This window comes from Paenibacillus sp. FSL H8-0332 (genome assembly GCF_037963835.1).
In the GTDB taxonomy this organism is placed as follows: domain Bacteria; phylum Bacillota; class Bacilli; order Paenibacillales; family Paenibacillaceae; genus Paenibacillus_AQ; species Paenibacillus_AQ rhizoplanae.
This window is the reverse complement of record NZ_CP150145.1, coordinates 2,603,650-2,628,972: the sequence shown is the minus strand read 5'-3', so window position 1 is coordinate 2,628,972 and position 25,323 is coordinate 2,603,650. Positions and strand designations below refer to the sequence as shown.

24 protein-coding genes are annotated in these 25,323 nt (G+C 53.0%); 6 read left to right on the top strand and 18 right to left on the bottom strand.

The window, feature by feature from the left end; genetic code table 11:
* Positions 1–16: 16 nt before the first annotated feature.
* Positions 17–1,693, top strand: a complete 1,677-nt coding sequence (locus NST43_RS11175; RefSeq protein ID WP_339224452.1) for an ABC transporter substrate-binding protein — start codon at positions 17–19, stop codon at positions 1,691–1,693.
* A 65-nt stretch (positions 1,694–1,758) separates the two neighbouring features.
* Here the strand turns inward: NST43_RS11175 and NST43_RS11170 are convergent, their stop codons facing one another.
* The 3 genes from NST43_RS11170 to NST43_RS11160 all read right to left on the bottom strand — a co-directional run bounded on the left by NST43_RS11170 (position 1,759) and on the right by NST43_RS11160 (position 4,408).
* Positions 1,759–2,250, bottom strand: a complete 492-nt coding sequence (locus NST43_RS11170; RefSeq protein WP_339224450.1) for a DinB family protein — start codon at positions 2,248–2,250, stop codon at positions 1,759–1,761.
* Between the two features lie 227 nt (positions 2,251–2,477).
* Complete coding sequence (locus tag NST43_RS11165; RefSeq protein WP_339225393.1) at positions 2,478–3,542, bottom strand: DUF1835 domain-containing protein; 1,065 nt, start codon at positions 3,540–3,542, stop codon at positions 2,478–2,480.
* Positions 3,543–3,580: 38 nt separating this feature from the next.
* Positions 3,581–4,408, bottom strand: a complete 828-nt coding sequence (locus NST43_RS11160) for a copper amine oxidase N-terminal domain-containing protein (RefSeq protein WP_339224448.1) — start codon at positions 4,406–4,408, stop codon at positions 3,581–3,583.
* Between the two features lie 198 nt (positions 4,409–4,606).
* On the opposite strand from NST43_RS11160, the gene NST43_RS11155 reads away from it, so the two are divergent.
* Both NST43_RS11155 and NST43_RS11150 read left to right on the top strand, forming a co-directional pair.
* Positions 4,607–4,798: a hypothetical protein gene (locus tag NST43_RS11155; protein WP_339224447.1), complete on the top strand. Its 192-nt coding sequence runs from the start codon at positions 4,607–4,609 to the stop codon at positions 4,796–4,798.
* 45 nt (positions 4,799–4,843) lie between these two features.
* The gene (locus NST43_RS11150; RefSeq protein WP_339224446.1) at positions 4,844–5,776 is read left to right on the top strand and encodes a helix-turn-helix domain-containing protein; all 933 of its coding nucleotides are present in this window, start codon (positions 4,844–4,846) and stop codon (positions 5,774–5,776) included.
* Positions 5,777–6,085: 309 nt separating this feature from the next.
* On the opposite strand, the gene NST43_RS11145 is transcribed toward NST43_RS11150, so the two are convergent.
* The 11 genes from NST43_RS11145 to NST43_RS11095 form a co-directional block, all read right to left on the bottom strand.
* Positions 6,086–6,910, bottom strand: coding sequence for a carbohydrate ABC transporter permease (locus NST43_RS11145; RefSeq protein ID WP_339224443.1), 825 nt, complete (start codon positions 6,908–6,910; stop codon positions 6,086–6,088).
* Positions 6,903–7,799, bottom strand: coding sequence for a sugar ABC transporter permease (locus NST43_RS11140; protein WP_209992261.1), 897 nt, complete (start codon positions 7,797–7,799; stop codon positions 6,903–6,905). Before NST43_RS11140 ends, NST43_RS11145 begins: the two co-directional genes overlap by 8 nt.
* A 107-nt stretch (positions 7,800–7,906) precedes the next feature.
* Positions 7,907–9,235 (bottom strand): extracellular solute-binding protein, encoded by a 1,329-nt coding sequence (locus NST43_RS11135; RefSeq protein ID WP_339224441.1) that lies wholly within the window; start codon positions 9,233–9,235, stop codon positions 7,907–7,909.
* Positions 9,236–9,429: 194 nt separating this feature from the next.
* Entirely contained in the window at positions 9,430–11,205 is a 1,776-nt protein-coding gene (locus NST43_RS11130; RefSeq protein WP_339224439.1) for a sensor histidine kinase, read from the bottom strand.
* Between the two features lie 5 nt (positions 11,206–11,210).
* Positions 11,211–12,878, bottom strand: coding sequence for a response regulator transcription factor (locus tag NST43_RS11125; RefSeq protein ID WP_339224437.1), 1,668 nt, complete (start codon positions 12,876–12,878; stop codon positions 11,211–11,213).
* A 481-nt stretch (positions 12,879–13,359) separates the two neighbouring features.
* A complete protein-coding gene (locus tag NST43_RS11120) occupies positions 13,360–14,220 on the bottom strand; it encodes an alpha/beta hydrolase (protein WP_339224436.1) in 861 nt (286 codons plus the stop codon).
* Between the two features lie 53 nt (positions 14,221–14,273).
* A complete protein-coding gene (locus tag NST43_RS11115) occupies positions 14,274–14,717 on the bottom strand; it encodes a GNAT family N-acetyltransferase (protein ID WP_209992265.1) in 444 nt (147 codons plus the stop codon).
* A 15-nt stretch (positions 14,718–14,732) separates the two neighbouring features.
* Complete coding sequence (locus NST43_RS11110; RefSeq protein ID WP_339224434.1) at positions 14,733–15,170, bottom strand: hypothetical protein; 438 nt, start codon at positions 15,168–15,170, stop codon at positions 14,733–14,735.
* Positions 15,171–15,207: 37 nt separating this feature from the next.
* Entirely contained in the window at positions 15,208–15,741 is a 534-nt protein-coding gene (locus NST43_RS11105) for an AAA family ATPase (protein ID WP_339224432.1), read from the bottom strand.
* A gap of 122 nt (positions 15,742–15,863) precedes the next feature.
* The gene (locus NST43_RS11100) at positions 15,864–17,270 is read right to left on the bottom strand and encodes an NAD-dependent malic enzyme (RefSeq protein WP_209992268.1); all 1,407 of its coding nucleotides are present in this window, start codon (positions 17,268–17,270) and stop codon (positions 15,864–15,866) included.
* Between the two features lie 81 nt (positions 17,271–17,351).
* A complete protein-coding gene (locus NST43_RS11095) occupies positions 17,352–17,846 on the bottom strand; it encodes a hypothetical protein (protein ID WP_339224430.1) in 495 nt (164 codons plus the stop codon).
* A 135-nt stretch (positions 17,847–17,981) separates the two neighbouring features.
* Between NST43_RS11095 and NST43_RS11090 the strand changes: the two genes are divergently transcribed.
* The 3 genes from NST43_RS11090 (at position 17,982) to NST43_RS11080 (ending at position 21,051) form a co-directional block, all read left to right on the top strand.
* Positions 17,982–18,974 (top strand): acryloyl-CoA reductase, encoded by a 993-nt coding sequence (locus NST43_RS11090; protein WP_339224428.1) that lies wholly within the window; start codon positions 17,982–17,984, stop codon positions 18,972–18,974.
* 187 nt (positions 18,975–19,161) lie between these two features.
* Positions 19,162–20,616, top strand: a complete 1,455-nt coding sequence (locus tag NST43_RS11085) for a lipase (RefSeq protein ID WP_339224426.1) — start codon at positions 19,162–19,164, stop codon at positions 20,614–20,616.
* A 36-nt stretch (positions 20,617–20,652) separates the two neighbouring features.
* Positions 20,653–21,051 (top strand): MerR family transcriptional regulator, encoded by a 399-nt coding sequence (locus tag NST43_RS11080; RefSeq protein ID WP_339224425.1) that lies wholly within the window; start codon positions 20,653–20,655, stop codon positions 21,049–21,051.
* A gap of 192 nt (positions 21,052–21,243) precedes the next feature.
* Here NST43_RS11080 and NST43_RS11075 read toward each other — a convergent pair whose 3' ends face one another.
* From NST43_RS11075 to NST43_RS11060, 4 genes are all read right to left on the bottom strand, one after another.
* Complete coding sequence (locus NST43_RS11075) at positions 21,244–22,017, bottom strand: cupin domain-containing protein (protein WP_339224423.1); 774 nt, start codon at positions 22,015–22,017, stop codon at positions 21,244–21,246.
* Positions 22,018–22,383: 366 nt separating this feature from the next.
* A complete protein-coding gene (locus tag NST43_RS11070; RefSeq protein ID WP_339224421.1) occupies positions 22,384–22,935 on the bottom strand; it encodes a YfiT family bacillithiol transferase in 552 nt (183 codons plus the stop codon).
* 19 nt (positions 22,936–22,954) lie between these two features.
* Entirely contained in the window at positions 22,955–23,641 is a 687-nt protein-coding gene (locus tag NST43_RS11065; RefSeq protein WP_339224420.1) for an HAD family hydrolase, read from the bottom strand.
* A gap of 19 nt (positions 23,642–23,660) precedes the next feature.
* Positions 23,661–25,286, bottom strand: a complete 1,626-nt coding sequence (locus NST43_RS11060; protein ID WP_339224419.1) for a glycoside hydrolase family 9 protein — start codon at positions 25,284–25,286, stop codon at positions 23,661–23,663.
* Between the last annotated feature and the right edge of the window lie 37 nt (positions 25,287–25,323).

Below are 25,323 nucleotides of genomic sequence, written 5' to 3'. Positions count from 1 at the left end.
GAGGAGAAAGTCCCAAATGAAGCTGCACAGTCAATTCCTGAAGCTGCATTCGCAGCATGGAGGTCCGGCCGAGATCTCTGTCACCCTGGACGAGCTGGCCTTGACCCTTGGCTGTACCCACCGCAATGCACTGCATGTAATCCGCAAAATGGCCGATCTCGGCTGGATCACCTGGACCCCCAGCCGGGGGCGGGGGCGGCGCTCCAAGCTCGTGTTCCTCGCGGCGGCCGAGGACATTGCCCTGGAATCCATGAAGCAGGCGATAAGCAGCAAGGATATCAGCAGTGCGCTGGAGGGCATCCGCGGACATGCCCGCACCTCATCGCTGCAGGACACACTGCAAGGCTGGCTGCTCGCTTACTTCGGGCATCATGCCGAGGTGCACAGCGACAAGCGGATCGATACGCTGCGGCTGCCGGTCACCCAGCAGCTCCATACCTTCGATCCGCTCTATATGAATTTGCTGGCGGAGTCGTTTGTCTCGAGCCATGTTTTTGACGGGCTGGTCGGCCGCAGCGGTGAACGCGGCAAGGTGATCCCCGGCCTGGCCCATGCCTGGGAGACAGACGGGAGCCGGACAGCCTGGACTTTTCACCTGCGGAAGGAGGTCTTGTTCCATCATGGTAAGGTACTGACCGCCGAGGACGTCGTTTACTCGTTTGAACGGATGATGTCTACCTCACAGCGCATGTTGTACAGCTATATTGTCAAGGAGATTCAGGAGGTCCAGGCCTTGAACGCCTCGACTGTCCGCATTCTGCTGAAAAAGCCGAACGAACTCTTCCTTCCCTTCCTCTGCACCAGCCGGGCGGCGATTGTGCCCCGCGATCTGGAGTCCATTGGAGAGAATCTGTTTGGACGCAGGCCGGCGGGCACCGGTCCGTTCAAGGTTGTGGAGATGAATGAGGATACCTGTGTGCTGGAGGTGTTCCCTTATTACTTCCAGGGCCGGGCCCATCTGGACCGTGTGGAGATTATCTATGTCCCGTGGAGCCTGGACCGGGAGTCCTCAGAGACCGGCTCTGCCTTCCATGTCATCCCGAATCCGTCTACAGCGGGCGCAGACTCTCTAAGCAGAATCCACTCTGAGTCCTATGTCCGCAAATTCGTAACCTGCAACACGAAGAAAAAGGGACCGCTAAGCGATCCCCTTCTCCGTGCTGAACTGCTGTCCTGTCTGCATGAAGCTCCGAGAGTGCCCTTCCGGCACTTCGCAGCGTCTCCGGCTGAAGTCTTGCAGATTGCCACGATCCCGCAGTATGCCGGGGATGCCGAATACATCGCCGCAAGACTAACGCAGCATGGATATTCCTGCAAGGTATTTTCCGTGTCGCCGGAGGAATTCAAAGGCCCGATCCGCCTGAAGTCCGACCTGATCGTCTTCTCGCTGCTCCGCGACCAGGACGAACAGCTCCGGCTGTACGACCTGTACCTGACCCTCTCGCAGCATATCGAACCACGCACCCGTGCGGGCATTGAGGGCAGGCTGCGCCAGATCTCGCGGGAGCCTGACGCCGCCGTTCGGGCGGAAGGCTTCCGGGTGATCGAGGATACTCTAACCCGTGACCACCAGCTGCATATTCTGTACGAACGGCCTGCCGAGACCGCCTATCTGCCCTCAGTGCGCGGAGTGACCTTCAACAGCCAGGGCTGGGTCGATCTGCGCCATCTGTGGTTTCCGCCGGAGCTGTAGATATGAATTAGAAGGTCGGGGGAGGCTTGCTACACCGCAGACTATATTAGGACACACAGCCTCCTTTATTCTGTACCGGGTAAATACGTAGCCAGACCTTTGCGGACCAGATTAGGGGAGACCGGCTTACGGCCGAGTTCCCTTGACCAGATGGAGAGCTGGCCGATGTGATGGATCTCATGCGCGGCAACATGGCGCATCACTTCGCCCCACCTATGCTGGATAACCTGCCCATCCGGCCCATCCTCCCTTAGAATCCTCCGTTCCAATCCCTCATTCCAGGCCACTACGAAGGACTCCACCTCCGGCCGGAAGCGCGCATCTACCTCTCTGATTTTCTGCAAAGTATTGTACTCCGTGAAGTCTAAACGGATATCCGGCTTACCTTCCATATCCCGCACCCAGCTTAATTCCACATCCACTATATGCACCAGCGTCTGCAGGATTCCGCCCACCCCGCCAATGCGTGTCTTCACCAGTTCTTCTTCCGGCAGTTCCCCGCACCATTGATACCATTCCTCGCGGACCTGCCAGTTATAACGAAATAAGGTTTGCATGATTGGCCTCCTTTTGTCTCGTACACTAAAACTAGAACTCCAAGCTTGACCGTCACTGCGGTGAACATTTGGCCCTCCGGCCGCTGTTGTGTTTGGATTTCTTGATTTAAACCGCTATTAGCGGTGGAAATCCAAACACAAAGGCGGACGCTATCGCTCCTACAGTTCCAAATTTCCCCTCCGCTTCTTTTTGCTTTTTGTTAAATTCTTTAGTGCTTCTATATACCTTACCCTTTTCTGCGCCGGATGCTATAGAATCTCATCGCTGTGGGAACGCCCTTAATCTCCAGCACCCCGCTATAGATCAGTTCTCTCACCCTGTGCTCAAAATAAGCATCACCGACATATTGCTCACAGTATCCGAGCGCCTCACCGACCAGCCGGGCTGATTTCAGGAATCCATCATCCCCTGGCGGCGGCTGAAGCGAGTCCAGCTTCTCCAGCAGATAGCTGTCATAATACTCAGCGGGCACCTCCAGCAGGGTATCCTCCTGCCAAATCCGCAGAGCGCCGGACTGCCTGGATATCTCCTTCCATTCCTGAGATAGCCGCGCGATATCCGCAGCACCCAGCCTGCTGCCCTCATCAATTCGCAGAAGTGCTTCCCGGAGCTTGTCTGACGGAATCTCACCGGAATGACAGTAGTTAATGAAGGCATCCGGTCGGTTGAACAGCTCCTCACAGATAGCCCCGGCATCCATCACTATGAGCTCATTCTGTCTGTTCCCTAGCAGATGGACCGCAAGACGCAGCCCCGCCTGCTCGGATGCATTACTCCCGGTCCATATTACAATTTTGCCCTGTTCAGGAATCTGCTCCAGGTTGTCCAGCAACTCAGTATACTCTCTTTCACATTCATCAGAGACCGTAAAGTATTCATGGATATGCTGGCGGAACCAGTCGCTACGGAGCTTCCTCCCCACTGACGTATCCAACTGATTCAGCGGACCTATAGCATAATTCTCCCGCAGGATAATCAGCTTATGGGTATCTGTCCAGCCTAGTCCTTTCATTGCCTGCTTCATGCTGCCCCCGAAGGAGTCGCCGCAGAGGATGTGAACATGAGTGCTGTCAGGAGCAGGGTCCCAGAATGCCCGCTCTGCCGGAAGACTCATCAGCGATGAGTACTGGTCAATCAATCTGGCAACCGGCTCCGCCATATGCTCCTCCAGCGCACTCTCCAGCAGTTCGCTCTGCTCCTTCAACTCGCCAATTCCCGCCAGAAGCTGCATCAGATGCAGCTTCACTTCCTCATCCCTGAGCGTACTTACAGCCTTTTTGATCGCTAGCATGTCCCTCAACCGGATTCACCTCTGATTCAAAATTGAAATTAATTCTCGGAGCGGTCGAGCAGCCGACCTTTTACAAGTAAATAAGCAGGGGTACTCGGCGTTTCGGTCTTAACGGTAACCTCAAGAGTACCCTCCTTGCGGACAGCTGGTCTTACACGCTCCTGCGGCGGGAACTGAAGCGTATCATCATATAGGATATAAGCTGCTACATCCGCTGCCCCAGCCGGAATATCCTTTCCGGTTATATTCTTCGCCTTCACTGTAAAGCTGCCTTTCCCGGGATCATAGGTGTACGAGACTGGCCGGAAGGCATCGTTACTGATAATCTTTCCCGGGGGAGCTGTAAATGGTCCTCCTTCCATATCCTCCAATGTATATTTAATCATATCCGTCTGCATCAGGGTTTCACCCGTCAGCGTGTAGAGCTGATTCGCCTGATCCCATTTGCTCACAATGCCCAGACGTCCGGCGAGCACACTGACGGGAATGAACATCGAATTCTGCTCCATCACCGGAACCGTGTCCATCGACCCGGCAACCCCGTTAACCGAAACCGATTTGGAACCAATGGTGAACTTAACCGTTACACTATCCTTTTCGATGGCAGCCGTTCTAGCCTTGGCATCATAGCTGACCTTCGCCCCCATCAGCTCGCTAATGGAGCGAAGCGGGATCATCGTCCGGTAGTTGGCATCCACATATGGCGCCTTTGGTGCTGTATAGAGCACATAATAATCGTTGATTTTCAGAAGTGCAGGGTATTTCTTCGCCGCCGCCTCTACCTTCCCCGGATTCACACCCGTCAACATGGCGAAGCTCAATCCCGCAGCCAGTAAGGCTGTCAACACCTTTTTACCTGTATTCATTTCGAACATCCTCTCTTTTCCTCTATTTCATATATTTTTACCATCTTTCTTATTACTCCAAATCTCTGTATCAGTTGCGCCTCTCTACTAAAATCTAACAAACTGCACAGGGATGCAGTGTCATTTCGTGACATGACCTTTCTCTGGTTGAACATGTAGAAGCAGTTTGAATACTTCCTTGATATATTTATAATTAGAGTGAAGTTAATGCAATCACCTCTCAATAATCTCTCCAGCGAGAAGATAAAGGACCGTCTAAAAAGAAATGACGCCGCTGAACTTCTGATGCTCCCTCTTTCTGTCGGTGAGTACCATTCGAACTGGAAGTTCGCCCAAGATATTTGTGCCATGCTTGCAAATTATGAGTCTGCTGCTATGATCGCCACCTGACAATATGCTGCACGGATAATCAGGCTACGGTAACTACCGGGTGATATGCTTCTTACGAAAGGAGGGATTGCGGTGGAGTGGCTGGAGCGAATGAATCGGGCGATCGGTTATATTGAAGATAACTTAGAACAAGATATTGATTACGATCAAATCGCTAAAATTGCCTTATGTTCGGTTTACCAGTTTCAACGCATGTTCTCATTTGTACTTAATGTTCCCTTATCAGAATATATCAGGCGCAGAAGGCTGACGCTGGCTGCATTCGATTTGAAGAACAGACAGAACACTGTGATGAACATAGCCTTGAAGTACAGATATGAATCACCGGAAGCCTTCTCCCGGGCATTTCACAATCTGCATGGAATGACGCCTACATTAGCGCGCAATGCCGGAAGTGAGTTAAGAGCCTATCCCCGCATCTCCTTTCAAATCATCTTAAAGGGAGTGACCGGAATGAACTACCGGATGGAGCACCGGGATGCTTTTCAAGTGTATGGGCTGGAGGATATCTACCACTACGACACTATTGCGAATGAAACGGGCGTAACGATCCCGGAGGTTTGGCAAAATATCTGCAAGAATGGAGAGTTGGAACGTTTAGCCCAGTCAGTAAGCGGGGCTTGGAGAGACGAAGGCAATTTCAGCAAGGAACTTGGAGCGGTCTTTGCATTCGATGCCTATACATTCACAAGCAACTCGACCTTCCCTTATCTAATCGGGTGCTACAAAGCGCCAGGCAGCCAAGTGAACGGATACACGGTGGTTGATGTTCCCGCAGCTACGTGGGCCGTTTTCTCAACACTCCATGATGGGAACGGCAGCGGCAAGTATGATTTGCGGTCTTTGAAGAACCGGATCTTCTCGGAATGGCTGCCAACCTCAACTTATACGATTCTAGATGGCGGTAATTTCGAGATGTATGGTACAAGCGCAGATGGCTATGAATATTGTGAACTATGGTATAGAGTCGGGGAATAGTTATGGAAAAGCGCGGTGTCCGGAATGTCCGGTCACCGCGCTCTTTTTGTCTTTAGAAGTACTTCTGCAAGGGAGCTCTTGCCTTCCCCCCCTGCCTCCCCCCACAATAAGTGAACTTGAGCTTCCCCCCATTTGGGAGGAGTGGCGGAGGGGATGTTCGGAACTGTAGGAGCGGTAGCGACCGCCTTTAGATTTGGATTTCTGCCGCAGACTATGCGGCCTAAATCAGGAAATCCAAATCTAACAGCGGCCGAAAGTCCAAACAATCCCCGGAGCCACGACTACTCCCAAACTCACGGCAGCTCCTGTTCATTTAACCGACCCAATCATCCCAGCCACAAACTGCTTCTGCATCACGAAAAACACCAGCGCAGTAGGAATCGTGCCGATTACAATCGCGATCATAATCATCCCGTAGTCCGGGGCGTAGCCCGAGCCAAGGGTGGAGATGAGCAGCGGCATGGTCTTGGTCTGCGGGGTCTGCAATACGATCAGCGGCCAGAGATAGTTGTTCCAGCTCGACATGAACGTAATGATCGCTCCGGCGGCGTAAGTCGTCTTCATGGTCGGCAGGTAGATGCGCAGGAAGATGCCCAGCTCGCTAAGCCCATCCATCCGGCCAGCCTCCAGCAGCTCCTTCGGGAACATCTTCGTACTCTGGCGGAAAAAGAAGATCAGGAACGCGGTAGTCACGGTAGGCAGAATGACCGAGGTCATCGTATCGATGCCCATCCAGGGGAAGACGTTCGAGATCTGGCCGAACATCCGGTACAGCGGGATCATCAGCGCGGCGAACGGAATCATCATCGACAGCAGCAGAATGTTGAATACGATATCCTTCGAGCGGCTGCGGAAAACCTCGAAGCCGTAGCCGGCCAGCGAGGCAATCAGCAGCGCCAGCAGCGTGGTGGTTATGGAGATTTTCGCTGAATTCATCAGGGATAACTGCAGGTCCGTGGTGTCCAGCAGCTTGCGCAGATTCTCCAGCAGATGGGTACCCGGCAGCAGCCGCCCGCGGGTGACATCCACCGATTTATTCGTGGAGCTGACCACCATCCACAGGAATGGAAAGATCGAGACGATGGCCGCGATGCTCAAGAATAGGTACATGAAGAAACGTTTACTTTTAGCCATTCTTATCACCTGCCACTTTGAACTGGATGAACGACAGCAGCGCGATCATAATGACGATCGAATACGATACGGTGGCTGCATAGCCGAAGTCTGCTGCATATTTGAACGACAAATTGTAGATGTACTGGGAGATCGTCTGGGTCGCGTTGCCCGGGCCGCCCTTCGTGATATTCATGACCTCGTCGAACAATTGCAGCGTCCCGATGGTTGAGGTAATCGAGGTGAACAGGATGATCGGCTTCAGCAGCGGGACCGTAATTCCGAAGAACTGGCGGGAAGCCGAAGCTCCGTCAATCCGGGCGGCCTCGTAGATGGAGTGATCGATATTTTGCAGGGCTGACAGGTAAAAAATCATATTGTAACCCGTCCAGCGCCAAGTGATCGCTATGATAATGGTGATTTTGGCCCAGAACGGATCGGTGATCCATTCAATCGGGGCACTGACCAGGTGGAGCTTCAGCAGCATCGTATTCACCAGGCCATTGCCGGAGAACAAATACTTGAATACCACTGAATACGCAACCAGTGAAGTGACACAGGGCAGGAAGATCGCCGTCCGGAAAAACCCCTTAAATCTCAGCTTGCTGTCATTCAGCAGCACCGAGATAAACAGCGCGAGGATAATCATCAGCGGCACTTGAACCAGCAGATAGATGAAGGTGTTCTTAACCGATACAATAAATGTTTTGTCAGACAGAAGCCGTGAATAGTTATCGAAGCCGGTAAATGTAAGATTGCTGCCCGTTCCCGTCTGGAACGACAGAATAAGTGCCTGAAGCATCGGATAGAAATAGAAGACGAAGATCAGAATGACCGCAAGCAGGACGAAGGACCATCCGGTCAACACGCTTTTAGTGCGGAACCTAAGTTTGGAATTTGTTTGATGCACAGCTGCCCAGTCCTTTCCTTATCATTTAAAATAAACCCCGGGCGCCGCCCGCCTCCTGAACTCCCGGAAGCTGCAGGCCACGCCCAAGGTCACTGTATGAGAGCTAACTATTTAATCTGTGACTCGGCCTGGGCCTGGGCATCGCTCAGCACGCTGTCAATATCCTTGCCGTTCAGATAATTCTGCATCTCTACAATCAGGATGTCTTCAATTGCATAAGTGTTAATTCCGTAATTAACGCTTGGGATCTGCTCCGTCCAGGCGGCGAAATCCGATACAATCTTCTGGCCGCTGAAGAATTCATTGGCCTGGCTGTAAGCTTCTCCGCCCGCAGCCGCTTTGAAGGTGCCAATGACACCGATATCCGTGAGCAGCTTCTGGTACATTTCCACATTCGAGCCGAAGGTCTTGGCCATGAAGTCTGCTGCCGTCTCCTTACCATCCACATTCATGACATACCAGGAGCTTCCGCCCAGGTTCGAGGCATGAACGGATTTGTTCACAGTCAGCTTGGGAAGCGGTGCGATGCCCCACTTGCCGGATTGTGACGCTTCAGCCGTAATCGAAGGGGTGATCCAGTTGCCTGTCGGCACGGATGCTACATCGCCGCTGTTCAGGGCGGCTACGAACTGGCTCCAGTCTGCATGCACCTTGGCTACGTTTGATTCGGTCAGCTCCTTATAGGTTTCAAAAGCTTCCTTAAGCGGTGCATTTCCCGCAATATTAGGCGTCTTACCGTCTTCCTTCAGGTACCACTCGCCCGCGGATTGAATCATCACCCGGATCAGTCCGAGGTCGTTCGGGTCCAGTGTAATCAGCGCTTTGCCGGTTTTGTCCTTCACGGCTTTGCCGATTTCAATATATTTCTTCCAGTCGATATCCTGCAGATCGGCCAGCTTGTAGCCTGCCTGCTCCAGATAGTCGGTTCTGAGATAGAGGCCGGTAACGCCGGAGTCAAAAGGAATCCCGTACTGCTTGCCGTCCAGGCTGGTAGGACCGCTTTTGTAATCCGCGAAGTCGGTGCCCTTAATCGAGCTGCTCAGATCGTAGAAGGAATCCTTGTACGATTGCAGGAAGCTCTGGGAACGGTAGTCTTCAATCAGCACGATATTCGGCAGACCTTTGGTGGTTCCGGAGTTCAGCCCCGTGTTCAGCTTCTGGATGATATCCGCCTGTGCATATTCCACAATATTAATTTTTACGTCAGGGTTCGTCTTGGCATATTCTGCTTTGGCCACTTCCAGCGCGGCGATGTTGAATGCAGGGTCCCAAGCCCAAATCGTAATTTCCTTCGCCTGTGCAGGCTCTGTAGCTGCTGTATTCTCTGTCTTTCCCGTATCCGCAGCAGTATTGCCGGAATTCTTGGACCCGGAGTTCGAGCTGCAGGCCGTAAGCAGTAACAGGCAAATCAGGACTAACGCAAATCCTTTTTTCATTGGTAAGCCTCCCCTTTGATGCGCTTTACTGTATCTCGCTTGAATGTAAGCGCTTATTTATTACATAAGTAATCTTATCACCCGCTCCGGGGGACCCGTTAGAACTTACTTTATGGGGATTGGTCATTTTATCGCCTGATTGTAAGCGTTACCTTATTTGTCGTTTGTTCTTTTTTTAGAAAATGGTAATAATCTCACTTCTTCATCAGCGGCAGGCGGATTCGGATCGCAGTCCCCTCCCCCGGCGCACTCTTAATGGTGACTCCATATTCTTCGCCGTACATCAGCACCAGCCGGTCATGCACATTTTTGATGCCGATTCCAGTGAACAGCTGGCGCTTCCCCGCAAGGCTCGACATAGGCAGATCAGCCGCTCCGGTATCCATTCCATCCCCGTTATCCACCACTTCACAGAGCAGAGATCCGGCATCCTGGGAGATGAGGATATGGATATATCCGCCGCTTTTGCGCGTAAACGCATGGAAGAAGGCATTCTCAATGAACGGCTGAATAATCAGCTTCGGCAGATGACAGTCCATACAATCCGGGGAGACGAAGAAATTCACCCTGATCCGTTCGCCGTACCGCACATGGTTGATGAACACATAGGATTTCAGATTCTCCAGCTCCTGCGTCACCGTGATACTCTCACTGACATCGCTCAGCGCATTCTGCAGCATCGAGATCAGGGCATGAATCGTATGCACCGCCTTCTCCTGACTGCCCTGCTGCACCAGGAAGTTGACCGAAGCCAGCGTATTGTACAGAAAATGCGGGTTAATCTGATGCTGCAAGGCCGCAAGCTCGGCATTCCGCTGCTCCTTCTGCGTCTCCACCAGCTTCTCGACATATTCATTCAGCTCGTCCAGCATATAGTTATAGGCATGCCCCAGCTCCTGAAATTCAAAGCTCCCCGTAACCGTAATGTAATTGTGGAAGTTACGCTCGGTGATCTTGGACATCTGCCGGGTAAGCAGTGTGAGCGACCGGGTTAGCCTTCTGAAAATCAGGAACACCACGATCAGGGCCACGGCCACGATGGCTGAGCAGAAGAGTACGACCATTTTACCGTTGACCATCTGGCCGAGCGCCGTCTGCTTATCGATCAGGTTCACAATATAGAAATCGTAAGACGGCAGGTAATCCGCAATCAGAATCGAATCAGTGCCTTGGAAATCAATGTTCTGGTACGCAAGCTCCTGCTCCTCAATCTCACTCGCCACCTGCAATAGATCCCCCGCCTGCTGGCCCATCAGATCACTGCGGTTGCTGGACACAATCATCCCCTGCTTATTGAGGATCACCACATCGTTCCCGGTACTGACAAAGCTCCCGTAGAAGGAGCGGAAATCCTTTTCATGAATGGTAAAAAACAGCGTTCCGTAAATATCGCCGGTCGTCCGGTCCATCAGTGCTTTGCTGCCTACGATCACCGCTTCCTTCTGCGGCGAATTCTGCACCGTCTCCTCATAGAACTGGTACATCAGCCGTTTCGGTTCAGCCAGCGTATTCCGTGTCAGCTCGTGCTGCTGCAGCTCCCGGTCACTCATTAGCAGATTGTTCGTATTGGTGGAGTAGCTGCGGCCGTTTTTGCCCATGATTTTGATCCCGACCTGGTAGGCATCGAGAGTGGACTGAATCTTCTTCATCTGCGTGGTCATATTGTAATAGGTCCGCAGCATCCGCAGGGAGTCTGAGTCCTCCTCAGACAGGAAGGAACGAATCGTGCCGCTTAGCTGGGTATTATTGGTAGCCGTAACAATCGAATAATGAAAAGCTTCAAAGCTCGCCTTAATCTGGCTGATGACCTTGGAATTCGTAATGCTGAAGGTATTCATGAACAGCTTCTCCGACATGCGGACGGTCGTCCAGGAGGAAGCGATGGCCACGGCGATGATGCTGATCAGCATGACGATGAAGATTTTGATGAACAGGCTGTGAAATTTGAACCGCTCCCAGTATCTGCGCATACGCTCTACTCCTGCCCGTAATGCTGACGCCGGTAGCCGCTCGGGGACAAGCCGTTGTATTTCTTGAACACTTTGCAAAAATAACTGTGGTCCCCGTATCCGACCATACTGCTAATCTCCGCTATGGGTGCCTCCCCGGCCCGCAGCAGCTCTGCCGCCTTACCCGTGCGGACCGTGTTGAGATGCTCCTTGAAGCCCTCGTGATTGTAGGTCGTGAACAGGCTCGACAGATACGAAGGGTTGAAATGAAAATGACGGGCCAGCTCCGTAAGGGTTAACGGCTCTGCATAATGCTCCTCTATGTACTGAAGCAGCTTCGTCATACTGGCATTGCCGCCCGGTGCAGGCGCTGCCGATGAAGTCAGCTTCATGATCCGGCTCAAGTAATCATCCAGAATCCGTATGGCCTGCTCGGCAGTATCCGCTTCATCAATGGCCCGGAACAGGCCGTATTTCCCCTCCTCCAGCTCCTGCAGATGGCTGAACTGATTCGTAATATTGAAGATAATATTGCCCAGGAAGGACTTGAACTGATACACATCCCCGTCATTCTGGCGGCTGAGCGCATCCACATGCTGGTGCAGGTCACCGAACGCTTCCGTCAGCTGCTGCCGTTTCAGTTGTTCTGTGAAGGGCGTCAGGTTGAACTTGGGCAGCGCAGTCTCCTGATCTGGACGTTCCGGCTGGATTAACAGGGTCTGCTCCGGCCGGAAAAACCGGCACTGCTGTAGTCTCTCATTGTTCTCCTGCTGGACGGCCGCCAGTTCGCCCAGCGAACTGAATGTCCGGCTCAGCGTCAGCCGCAGCTCCACCTCCTGCCCGGCAAGTGTATCGGCTAACTGGTGTACAGCCTCCAGCAGCTGCGGCCCATGGGCTTCCTCCAGATTGATCAGCATGAACGTAGTGCCCGAAGGCTCTGCGACTGGAATAACGCACTGCTTAAGTCCCGGAACTCTCCGGTCCAGTTCTCCGGTAATTGTGGTGGTGACGGTGACAGATGCCGTCTCATATGCAGTGCGGGCGTTGCTGCTTATGGCCGCATGATTGCCGCTAAGGCTAAGGGCGCTATTGTTCATGGCAGCGTTACCGGAGCTACGGTTAAGGGCTTCGCCGCCCGGTACCGGCTGTAGGGTCTCCCAGCCCAGCAGCGCGAAGCCCTTATGCGGCAGCTGCCGCTTCACATCCGCTTCGCTCTCCGGCGGCAGCCGGTAACCGGCCAGCATCCGGCCGAGCAGGGTATCCAGCGGCTGCGCTGCCGTCTCCGCCTGCGGTCCCCCGCCGCTGAGTTCCGGGATGCGTTCCCGGGTCTTTTTTAACACCTGCAATAAGGCTCCGGCTTCCAGCTTCGGCTTCAGAATATAGTCCGCCACCCCATGCTGGAACGTCGAGCGCACATAATGGAACTCGCTGAAGCTGCTTAACACAATCACCTCGGTAGCCGGATAATCGCGCTTCACCAGCCGGGTTAACTCCTCGCCATCCATCACCGGCATGACAATATCCGTAATGATGATATGCGGCTGCAGGGTCTGCAGCGAATTCAGCGCTTCCCGCCCGTTGGCCGCTTCACCCACAATCTGAAATCCTTCCTGTTCCCAGTCCAGCACATATTTAATCCCTTGCCGGACCAGGATTTCATCGTCCACAATCAGCACCTTGCATATTGGATTCATGATTCTCCCCCGCCTTCTGTAGTCTTGACCTCTGGCCCTAGCCACTATGAACGGATTATAAAGCGCTATCATGGAGATGGTCAAACTAAAAATAAGAGCAGGGAAGCTTTCCCAGCTCTTGTCTTTGTTCATTATCCATGTAAAGTCTGCATCTGCACAGTGTATAAGAGAGGCGCATGCTAACCTGATTTTAGCAGGAATCAAGGTACACTTGGCTAATTGCATTTTGTACAACAGACAAGGATGAAACGTCCTCCAGAATGCATTCTGCTGTATTTGCTGCAACAGATTTTCTCAAAAGTGCTCATTTCAGGCCGAATTCCAAAATTCTGATGTATGAACTACAACAGAAGGTAAAAATACGATGGTTTCTTGGCTTTTGATTGTACAAAGTACAATTAGAGCTGGAACTTAAATGTCCCAGCTACTGCGAATATTCAATAATTAAAGATTGGGATACAGCCATGCTTCATCAAATGAATCAGGTAAGCATTCCAAGCATCTGCACTATTGCATTGATAATAACCTGCGGTTTCTCGATATGTATGTTATGCCCGCTGCCCTGTGCTTCAACCAGTTGACCGTTAGTGGAGGAATGCTTAAGCTCATTTGCCACCTCCCGCAGTTTCTCTCTTATGATCCGCTTCGTATCTTCCGAAGTCCCCGGATAGAAGTCATTGACTATTTCCGATTTGATAACGGTCAATGGAATATCGGTTTGCTTCAGTTCCCTAACCTGCTCATAGCCGGGCTGAACATTAGCGAACTCGCTGTGCATGGCCGCTATAGTCTTTTTTTGAAAGGATAATCTCCATAACAGCGCTTGCGTCTGCTTCGAAAAAGGCTTAATGGTAGCAGAGAATCCGGGGAAGCTTCTCAATGCGGACAAGACCTTTAACAACCCAGTTCTGGACAGCAAATTCAGGGCCCGATAGAACCTGGCCGCCAAAAGCTGCCCCTTCACATGCTCTTCCGGAAACCGTGCTGTAACTTCATCCTCATGCATCGAATCTACCAGCACTACTCCCGCCACTAGCCCTGGATATCGTCCGGCAAACAGCCTTACATTTAATCCGCCATAGGAATGACCGACCAATAGATAAGGACCTTCCGTTCCAGATTGCTGCAACAGCTCATACAGCTCAGATATGCACTGTTCATTGGTACGCGGTAACGGTCCTGGCTCACTCCAGCCATAGCCCGCACGATCATATACGATAACTTGGGTGACCTTAGCAACCTCAGGAGCAACAAGTGACCAGAACAACGCGGAAGAACCACAGCCATGCTCCAACACTACTGGAGGCAAGCCTTTGTCTTCACCCATAATACTGTAATACAACTTATGATTTCCTACACTTGTAAGTTTCCCCTGAATCATATGTTTTCCCCACCCTAATGCGAGCTGAGATGCTTGCGGTATCCCTCGACCTTCTCTTCCCTATACCCCATCGCCTCATAGAAAATATGCGCTTCCTTCCGCTTCTCCCCCGATACGAAAATGATATAATAACAGTCCCGTTCGTGGGCAATCGCTTCAATGGCGGTCATCAGCTTCTTGCCGAGACCTTGCCGCCGTGCGCGCGAAGACACCACCACATTCTCAATGACCATGAACGGGCGGCAATCGCCCACCAAGTCCTGGCAGACGATCCCCATCAGCGAGCCTAACAATTCCCCGTCTACAAAAGCACCCAGCAGCACATACCGCTCGTCCTCCCGGATGGTCCGAAAAGCATTCTCCAGCTTCAGCGGGTCCGCCCGTCCGCCCATTAATTCATCGTAGAGTGTGTTCAATGCTTCCAGTGATACGATTTCAATTTGTTCTATGGTTACCATGGCTTGTTATGCCCCCTACTTCGCATTCTTCAACTCAAACTCCTCACTCTTCCCGTCCCACTCCACAGTTACTTTAATGACGGAGTCCTCATATTCAAACGCTCCTTCTCCATATCCACCCATATGCAGCATATCCCAGCGTACTGGACCTTCCTCCGTGCGGGTGCCGCCGCCGCTGAAGCCTTTGTAGCCATATTTGAACTGCTTGATTTCCCCCAGATCGGACTGCTTACCCTTGTATTTCAGATCGAAGGTATATTGTTTGGAGCTTTCACTGCTTACTTTGTCCCCTCTAGTAATCAGCTTCTGGCTGGCCTCCTGCTTATAAACGCCCGACCAGGTGTCACCCTCGCCCTTGAAGGTATAGTTGAAATGGGTCGTTTCCGTATTGCAGGACGTCAGCAGCAGTAGCAGAACTGCGGGAAGCAGCAGCGCACGTAGCATCTTCTTCAATCACGGTCAGCCCCTTTTCCCATAGGTTGAATTAGAGCTAGCGGGACATGTATTGCAGTACTGCCTCCACCCGTTCCTCTACTGTAAAATCCCCTTCCAGCCGCAAAAGATCGCTGCTTAGCCCGGCCATCCATTCCTCATGCAGCGTCCGGCTGCGGACCTCCGGTCCTGCCGTATCATACAGCGCGGCCCATGCCATAAAATCCTGTACATCCTCATATTTATCTCCGCCCGGCAGACCCTCATCCCCGTAACGTTCATACTCCCTCGCCCGCAACCGCTCCAGACGAACCTGCTCAGGAATCCACAGGAAAACCACCAAGTCGAACGTGTCACGCAGCGAATCCCCCCAGCCGCAAACCGCACCGGACAGAATCCATGGCTCATGCCGCGCCAGATCCGCCTGCAATTTGTTCAAACGCTCTGCTACAACACTTTGCTTCGTGTACTTCTGCTCCCAAAAGTAATCGTCACTATCCAATTGAACATGCGGAAGCCTCTCCGCAAGCGCCTTGCCCAGGGTCGTCGTTCCCGCCCCGGAAGCTCCCATAATATGAATTCTGCGGTACATAGGCCCTCCTGAATGTAAGAATCATTGTATCCATTCGTATATTTTACCATGCTAAGCAGACGCAAACAAAGCCGCAGCCCCAGGCCACAGCTTGTTCACCTTCCAGATGCTCAGCGCGCTCCTCAGCTCACATCCGGCGGGATGCGCCGGGCGATGCCGGTGGCGATAGCTGCCCGGATGACAGCCAGACGTACCTGCTCCACGACCTTCTCGTTAAAAATGCTCGGAATAATATATTGCTCATTCCGCTCATCCGGGTGGACCACAGCTGCAATGGCCTGCGCCGCTGCCAGCTTCATCTCCAGATTCACCGTCTTGGCCCGGCAGTCCAGCGCCCCGCGGAAAATCCCCGGAAAACACAGCACGTTATTAATCTGGTTAGGGTAATCGCTTCTGCCGGTTGCCAGCACCCGGACGTAAGGCTCCGCCAGATCCGGTTCAATCTCCGGGGTCGGATTAGCCATGGCGAACACGATACTGTCCGGGGCCATCGTCTTCAGATGCTCCACCTTGAGAATGCCTGGCCCGGAGACCCCGATGAATATATCCGCTCCGCGCATGGCTTCGTCGAGTCCTCCGCTCAGATTCTCAGGGTTGGTAGCTTCGGCCAGCCAGCTCCACTCAGGGTTCGAGTAGGCTTCATTCCGGTGCAGTATCCCTGCCCGGTCTACCGCGTAGATCTGCTTCGCACCCGCAGCCAGCAGCAGACGGCAGATCGACACCCCTGCCGCTCCGATGCCGACGACTACGATTCTGGAATCCTCGATAGTCTTGTCTACGACTTGGAGCGCATTCAGCAGACCAGCCAGAGCAACTACTGCCGTTCCATGCTGGTCATCGTGAAAGACCGGAATATCCAGCTCCGCCGACAGCCGCCGTTCAATCTCGAAGCAGCGCGGAGAGCTGATATCCTCCAGATTGATGCCACCGAAGCCGGGAGCAACCGCTTTCACGATCTGAATGATTTCTTCCGGAACTTTGGTATCCAGACACAGCGGGAACGCGTCAATATCCGCCAGCTGCTTGAACAGCATGGCCTTGCCTTCCATCACCGGCATCGCCGCCTCCGGCCCGATATCGCCAAGGCCGAGCACAGCGGTACCGTCGGTGACGACAGCTACCGTATTTCTTTTCATCGTCAGGGAATATGCCTTGGACGGATCTTCGGCAATTGCCGTACAGACACGGGCCACACCGGGGGTATACACCAGCGACAGATCCTCGCGGTTCTTGATCGGCATCTTTGGGGTGACCTCGATTTTGCCGCCCAGATGGGCCAGGAAGGTACGGTCGGAGACATTGATGACTTTGATCCCGGCCATATTCTTCAGCACGCTTATAATCTCTTCATTCGCCGCATCCTGCACATTGACAGTCAGGTCACGGGTCGTCACATCCTTGCCGCCACGGATCACGTCAATCGCTACAATATCACCGCCAGCCGCTGCCAGCCTGGACGCCACATCACCAAAAGTAGCTTCTGCCTTACGGATTTCAAGCCGGATAATCATCGTTGTTGCAATGGACATAGAGTATGCCTCCCTCATCAGACGGATGAATTCTATCCTCAATATACTACAGTTCACACGATGTTCATAATTTATTCCGGGTTAACCGGGAATTTCCCATTCCTCAGCCAGCTTTAGCAACTCTGCTTCCGCAGCTTCTTCGTCTTGCCCCAATACTTTCGCTTCTATATAGTAGGTTACCGTATTATCGCTGTCACTCTTGCCGGGACGCTGATAACACAGCCAATAATAAGTAACTTCAGGAGCAGGATAGACCGCGCTTCCCTCCTGTATGAACTTGATTAGCTCCCCTTCACCTGCCGGTGTAGGCACTGGCTTCCTCCATAGCAGCTCTGTATGATTAGGGATACTGATATAATTGCCCGGACGGCTCTGATCGCCAAGCGTCAGCTCCAGCTGATCTTGAGTCACAGACTCCAACCCTTGCAAATACCGCGCAGGCTCGTCCTCACTTAGACGCAGCCGGTGGTGTGCCGCCGGGGCGGAATCAGATGCTGCGAACCCGTATAGCGCTCCCCCGCCCAGAACGAGGCAGATTGCTGTGGTAAGCACGGTTTTACGTATTTTCACTCTCATATGGACTCTCCTTAGTAACCATTTAGTGTAGGATATCATTGTGTTTCCAAGATTGACAGGGCACAATAGTAATGGCGCGAAGACTATGAATTCTTATTTTCGAACAAACACAGCAAGGATTAGGAGAGAGAAGATATGACGAACCCTTTTCAAGCATTGGTAGTGGACAAGACAGAACCATTCTCCGTAGAGGTCAGACCGGTATCCCTGGAAGAACTGCCCGCCGGTGAAGTGTTAATAAAGGTAGATTATTCCAGTGTAAACTATAAAGACGGGCTGGCAAGCATCCCGAATGGGAATATTGTACGAAATTATCCGTTCATTCCGGGGATTGACCTGTCAGGGACGGTAGTCTCATCGAAGGACAGCCGCTTCCGCGAAGGCCAGTCGGTCATTGCCACCAGCTATGGGATCGGAGTCTCCCACTTCGGAGGCTTCAGCGAGTACGCCCGCATTCCTGCAGACTGGGTAGTGGACCTGCCGGAGGGCTTAACCCTGCGGGAAGCTATGATCTATGGCACAGCCGGATTCACAGCGGCGCTGTCTGTGCAGGCGCTGGAAGCACAAGGCATGACTCCCGATCAGGGAAAAGTACTCGTCACTGGTGCCACCGGCGGTGTCGGAGGTGCGGCAACCGCCATACTGGCGAAGCTAGGCTACCAGGTTACCGCCAGTACCGGCAGAACGGATGAAGCCGGATATCTGCAGGCGCTGGGTGCTGCAGAGGTGATCTCCCGCGAAGAGGTCGCAGGCACTGCGGTGAAGCCGCTGGACAAGCAGCTTTGGCAGGCCGCAGTAGATTCAGTGGGGGGCGCCCCGCTTGCTGCTGTCCTGAGCAAAATCGCCTACGGCGGCGCAGTTGCCGCAAGCGGCTTAACCGCAGGCACGGCTGTCCCAACCACCGTCCTGCCGTTTATCCTGCGCGGAGTCAGTCTGCTCGGCATCGATTCCGTAGCTTGCCCTATGGAGATACGGGCCAAGCTCTGGCAGCGTATGGCAGGCGACATGAAGCCTGCGGTGCTGGATACGCTGGTGGACCGTGAGATTTCTCTGACTGAGCTGCCTGCGGCGCTTCAGGATATTCTCCAGTCGGGCACCCGGGGGCGCGTGTTGGTCCGCTTATCCTAGCTTTATATTATAACAAAGACGGCAGAATGTTCTGAATTCACAGAACATTCTGCCGTCTTTGTTGCTTTCCATCTCAGGGCTTCCCGTTGTCTGTCACTTATACCGGCTAATTAAGCCTTGACCTTGAAGTATACTTCAACCTTTATGCTATCCCTGTATCAGACAATTATAGGTGGAGGTACTGCAAATGAGAGGATTAGAGATTGTAATTATTGTTGTGATTCTGGCTGCCACAGCGGGGATTTTATTTATGAAGAAGGGCCGGCGGCTGGATACCGGGATGCTGCTGGCTGTCATAACACCCTTGGGACTGCATGGAGTGATAGAGAATTACCGTATCCAGATGGCTCCGGCCTACGCCGCAGCACTAGGGCTACTGATCATACTGAGCTTCAGGCTCTTGAAGCAAGACTCACGGGACCGGCCGAAGAGATCTACGAAGCTATGGAAAAGCCTGCTGCTGATCGTTATCCTCCTTCTGGCAGGTGTATCCGTATATGCGAGCCGGCTGCTGCCCATGTTCACGTTACCCGAACCAACAGGACACTATGCCATCGGAACGATAGCAAGAGAGCTGACGGATGAGAACCGTGACGAGACACTAAGCCCACAGGAAGGCGACAAGCGGAAGCTGATGATCAATGTCTGGTACCCGGTCGCTCCGGAACTCGCTGAGGGTAAGCCAAAAGGCCATTATCCTTCCGCCTTAGGAGAAGCGGTGAGCCTTGTATTCGGATTGCCGAAGCTGTTGTTCAGTCATGTCACCGCTATCCCTACTCATGTCGTCGATGGAGTACAGCTGTCTGCTGAAGAAGCCAGCTATCCGGTACTGCTGTTCTCGCCGGGAATCCGCTCCACCCGGTTTCAAAGTATGTCAGTGATTGAAGAGTTGGTCAGCCAAGGGTATATCGTAGTGGGGATGGACCATCCTTATACCTCAGCCAAAGTCACTTACCCTGACGGAGATTCAGTCTACTACGTGCCTGATCCCGAATTCGATACTTCTGCTGAGCTCTACAATCACAATGTGAACGGGATCGCAATCCGTGCAGCAGATGCCAGCTTTGTGCTGGATACATTGACGGAATGGAACAATCAGGACCCGAACGGACTATTCCAGGGTAAGCTGGATCTCAGCCGCACTGGGATCTTCGGTCATTCCTATGGCGGGGCAACCACTGCTGAGTCACTTGCCCAGGATAAGCGGTTCAAGGCAGGTATCAGTCTGGAAGGCGGCTTCTGGGGGAAGGTTGCGCATGCCGGGCTTAAGCAGCCGTTTATGTATATGATGACAGGCGGTACCGCTCAGAGTCTTGATCCGGCTGCAACGAAGAAGGATAAGGTCTTTTATGAGGAGTTCGCTCCCGATCTGGAGTCTGTGATGACCCGCAGCTCCGGGGATACCTATTATCTGACCGTCGATCATTTCATCCATCAGAGCTTCACCGAGATTGCATTGTTGTCGCCTTCCTTATTCGCAAATGGTCTCGATCCGGTGCATACTGTAGATATTACCAGATCTTATGTACGGTCATTCTTCGATCAATATCTGAAAGGCGAGCCGCAGGCTCTATTGAACGGTCCTTCGGCTGAATATCCGGAAGTGATATTTGACCCAGCCTACACGCACAAGAGACAATAGATGTAGATAGATATAGAATACAGGAGGGAATGCCAGATGGAAGGTATGACTCGTGGGGAACTGGCGCGGCAGGCAGGGCTGAGTGCGGCAGCCATCCGTTACTATGAAGACAGCGGCATCCTGCCTCCCCCGGAGCGGACCGCAAAGGGATACCGGATCTACTCTGCCGATTATCTGGTGAAGCTGAAGTTCATCAAGGATGCCCAGTCCCTGGGCTACTCACTGAAAGAAATCCAGGCGGCACTCGCCCTGCTCGGCTCAAAGATGGATGAAGATACCTTAAAGGAACTCGTCCGTGACAAAATCACCGAAATCGACGAAAAAGTTGCCTCCCTGTATGCTATTCAGCGCATGCTGGCAGGTCTGCTCGAGACCCCGCAGGAGGATATTCAGAATTATCTGCATTCTTTCCAGGTTCCAGATAAGAATCATTGAAGACAAGCTATCTCTTCTTGGATCCAAGTAGAAACGCCTTTGCCGTCCTTTCAGGGACGGCACCCGTTTCAGCGAGAAATAGAAGGATAAGTTATCATGTGAAACATATAATTTCTTATATTTGCAAAAAAAAACGGCGGCGTCATTCTGCATTCACAGAATACGCTGCCGTTTGTGCTGTGTGGATTTCTGTTATTCGGTTCCCGCCTCATGTACAGCTTGCGGAGGAGCCGGGACGTATTGCTGCTGGCGGTAGGGCTGGGCATACGGCTGAGCATAATAACCGTGTACGGCCATCGGCTGGTATCCGAAGGATTGCGGAGCCTGCTGCTGATGCATGTAAGGCGGCATGTTCGCATTAGCCATCATCGGCGCCATATTGGCAGGAGCTGGGTAGGTTCCCTTCATATTCTCGGCCGCAGCCTTCGCAGGGGGGCAGCAGTCTGCAGGCGGACCAATGAGGGTCTGAGGCTTCACCGGAGCGAGTGCTTCCTTAACCAGCGCTTCATTGAGGCAGTAGGTATGTGCCAGCACATTGGCCGGAGTTAGACTCAGAATATCCGAGCCGAGGATGACTTCCGGTGTTGGAGCATCGAAGATCGCCAGCAGATGGGTGCAATCCATCGTGGCCACTTCATAATGCCACCAGCCCTGCGGTACATTGGCAACCTGGCCCGGGGTGATCGGAAAATGCAGCAGCTCATTCGTAAACGGGTTGATCAGCGACACCACAGCCGCGCCTGAGATGCAATACACCAGCTCAGCGGCATTTTGATGATAATGCGGCTCGACTACATTGGATCTGCTGAGAAAGATATCGAGCAGCGAGGTATTCTCCAGGGTGTTCAGATTTTTGATGCCCAGTACGTTGATATAATTGCAATCATCCTTCTTGAATAAGGTGCTGCAATTCATATCAAACGTAAACTGTGTATTCGGCGACGTATAGTCCATATAAGAGGTCACACATATCCGTCCTTTCCTCGGGGCCGTTTTTATCGTTCTGGTTATAAGATATGTATCCGCCCACGCCCAGGTGACAGGTTCATTCTACAATAGATTGTGCGGATGGGCAGTCGCTGGATGGAGCTGCAACCATAAAAGGAATAACGTCTCACGTGCCCCGCAGCCGCCTATGCTATTGTATGCTGTTTTCCGCATACATTTTGCCCGGAGGCCCCGTATCTGCCCCAATGTATGTGGTTTTCCACATACATTCCAGACTCCTCGTATACTCGCCGGACCTCCACACTCTTTTCCAATCCCAGACAAAATAAAAAGACGGCGGGTACACACCCTCTCCGTCTGTCCATGGTAAAACAAAGTTATCATTCACCAGCAGCTTCGCTGGATTAATGCTGTAATCTGCGCAATGTGATGGCGGCTGTGCCAGATGTACCTTTCCACTGCGGTGTCCAGTGTCATTTCACCAAGACCGCCGCTTACGAAGGTCCGGTCATAATCCTCAGGCTGCAAGGAGTCCAGCAAGGTCGCGAATCTCCGGTTAAGCAGTCCGATGAGCTGAAGTGAGGATTCCACCGGTTCGTTGGACGAATCGCCCAGTTCCGCCCACAGATCCTGTCTGTAGCTTGGAACCAGCGGTGCTTCCTCCGTCAGCCCCCGCTTGAAACGGAGGTACGCGTACATGCCGGTGTCGGCTAGATGATGTACGACCTGAATCACAGTCCAACCGCCCGGCCGGTAAGGGGTATGCTGCTGTTCCGCCGTTAGCGGCTCTACTGCTGCCCGCAGCTCCTCTGCCAACTGCTTAAAGACCGCAACCGATGCTGCCCGCACTTCTGCTGTCCGGTTCCCCTTAGCGGCGAATCTCCCAATCGGATATTTTAACAATTCCAGCTCCTGCTCTTCCACATCGTCGTTCATTTCGCTCACAGCTCCTTTGTTATTGTTCGCTGGATATCAGCTCATAGGCCTCTTCCAGTGTTCCCGCTGTAACATCCGGCTTGACTTCAAGCTCCCAGGGCTGACCGTTCCGGTTGAGCCAACAGGATTTGATTCCGGCTCTGGCTGCTCCGAGAATATCTGACGCAGAGTCTCCAATGTGGATAATTTGCTCCGGCTCCACCCCATAATGGGCTATCACCTCAGTAAACATACGGTTATGCGTGTCATTTTTATACGAATGATACGTCTCCGAAGTGAACAGCAAGATGGGATAATTCCGGTAGAACTCAGGAAGCATAAGATCATCTGTATCACTTACAATACATACCTGATAATTCCGGCATATGCGCTGTAAGAAGGCCTCGGTGTCAGCGTACATTTCAGACAGCCGGTGCTGAGCAAAGAGGTTATCCACTGCCTGCTCACAATCGTAATCCAAGCCGGACTCCTGGAATACGCTCTGAAACCCTCTGTAATAGATCTCTCTGCTGCTGATAAAAGTACCCGCCTCCCGGGCTTCGCAGGCTGCAGCATAATAACGGCTCAACAATTGCTTGCCGAGCTGCAGTGCCCTTGCTTCACTGAACTTCTGCTGGAGAATCGGCCTCCAGACCTCTGCCCGCCTGCTCTCAATATTCACCAGGGTCTGGAACATATCCAGACTAATCACTTTGAATGACTGCATGGCCCGTCTCCTTATCTGATTAGCAATTGAATCTCGCCGTCACGAACAATGCCGGTGAATTCCAGTAGATCGTTACCTCGTTCGTGGAATAACTGTCCTCGTGATCCGCGTAACACTGGGCTGCGGGTTTGCGCCGCAAATGCTTCTTCACATATTCATCATGCAGTCCCCGGTCCGGGCCGCCAACCACCAGGCCCGGAACCGGCTCAAGCACATGATCGCCCACAGAAGGGCGGTGATGGGGATGCATGACCGCATGTTCGCCGAACCCGCTCACATAGCTGATTCCCAGCACATTGCGGCCCAGCAGGTAATGCAGATGATCCAGAGCACAAGCAGCATATTCCTGTTCCCCGCTGAAATGTTCCGCTGCTAGCAGCAGCATGGCATGGTTCATGACCAGCATATTGCTGCCCCAGATATAATCCTGCTCCAGCAGCGAGATTCTGTAGCCGTCATGACGGCTCTGCCGCAGCAGGCGGTCTGCTTCTGCCAGCAAGCCCTCCCTTAGCTCCGCATACAAGGATGGCAGCGTGCCTGCTTCCCCTATGAGCAGGTAAGCCAGTGTGCCATAGCCGCCCATATCCCCCCAGCCGAAGCTGTATTTGGGGAACGGCAGCTTGGCAAGCTCAAGAGCAGCACTGTGGAATTGTTCATCTCCTGTCGTGCGGAATAGCTCCGCCGCTGCCCAAAAGCGCTCGTCACTGTCTACCTTATCGCCATATTCCCCTGTGGTAATCCCTCGCGGATTGGTGAAGCCCGGCACATGCGGATGCGCAGTCAGCCAGCTCCAGGCAGCCCGCGCGGCTTCCAGACACCACGCCGCATATGCCTCATCGAACGGCTTGTAGATCCGTGCCGCCATAGCCATCACACCGGCGAAGTCCCCGGTAGCAGCTGCAGAGACCGGCGAGAAATACAGCTCCCCAGTATCCTCCTCCGGCATCACATCAAGTCCGGGGAAATGCGCTGTGGTCAGCTTGTGGTAGACTCCGCCGCTGCCGGACTCCTGCATTTTGAATAGCCAGTCCAGCTCCACGGTGCATTCCAGCAGGACATCCGGCAGGCTGCCGTCACTCTCGGGTAGTGTATGTACACCGGCAAACGCCGCAGGATACAGCTCCCAGGCCAGAAGAAGATCCGCTACGGCCTTCGCTCCAGGCCCGGAGTATTTTCCGTAGTCTCCCGCATCGTGCCACCCTCCGCTGCTGCCTTGTCTCAGCCCGGGCTGGCCGATGACCGTACCTTCTGCCAGATGGCAGGCCTTATGCCCCCAGGCTCCCGCATACTCTCCGTCAAGCTCCACGCCGCAGCGGTAGTAATAGAAGGCTTTCAGCAATCCCCGCTGCAGTTTCTGATACGGCTTCTCTGCAATAAAAAATGCAGCGGATTGCTCCCCCTCCGCCCCCTCGATCCGGTACTCCCCGGGTGAGGTAAGCGCCGAGAAATCTCCGCTGCGCACACGGCAGCCGCTGGGCTTATCCTCAATATAAGCCCCGGTCTGTCCGGTGAATACCACATTTCCGCTTGCTATGTCAATTATATGGTAACGTGGGGTGTCCCAGGAGAACAGAGCCAGCTTATCTCCTCCGCTTGAATAACCTGCCTGGTTCACTGCAATGGTACGAAGACGCTTTTCACTCATCCTGTAGTCGCTCCCTTGTTAACTCCTGTATGTATAT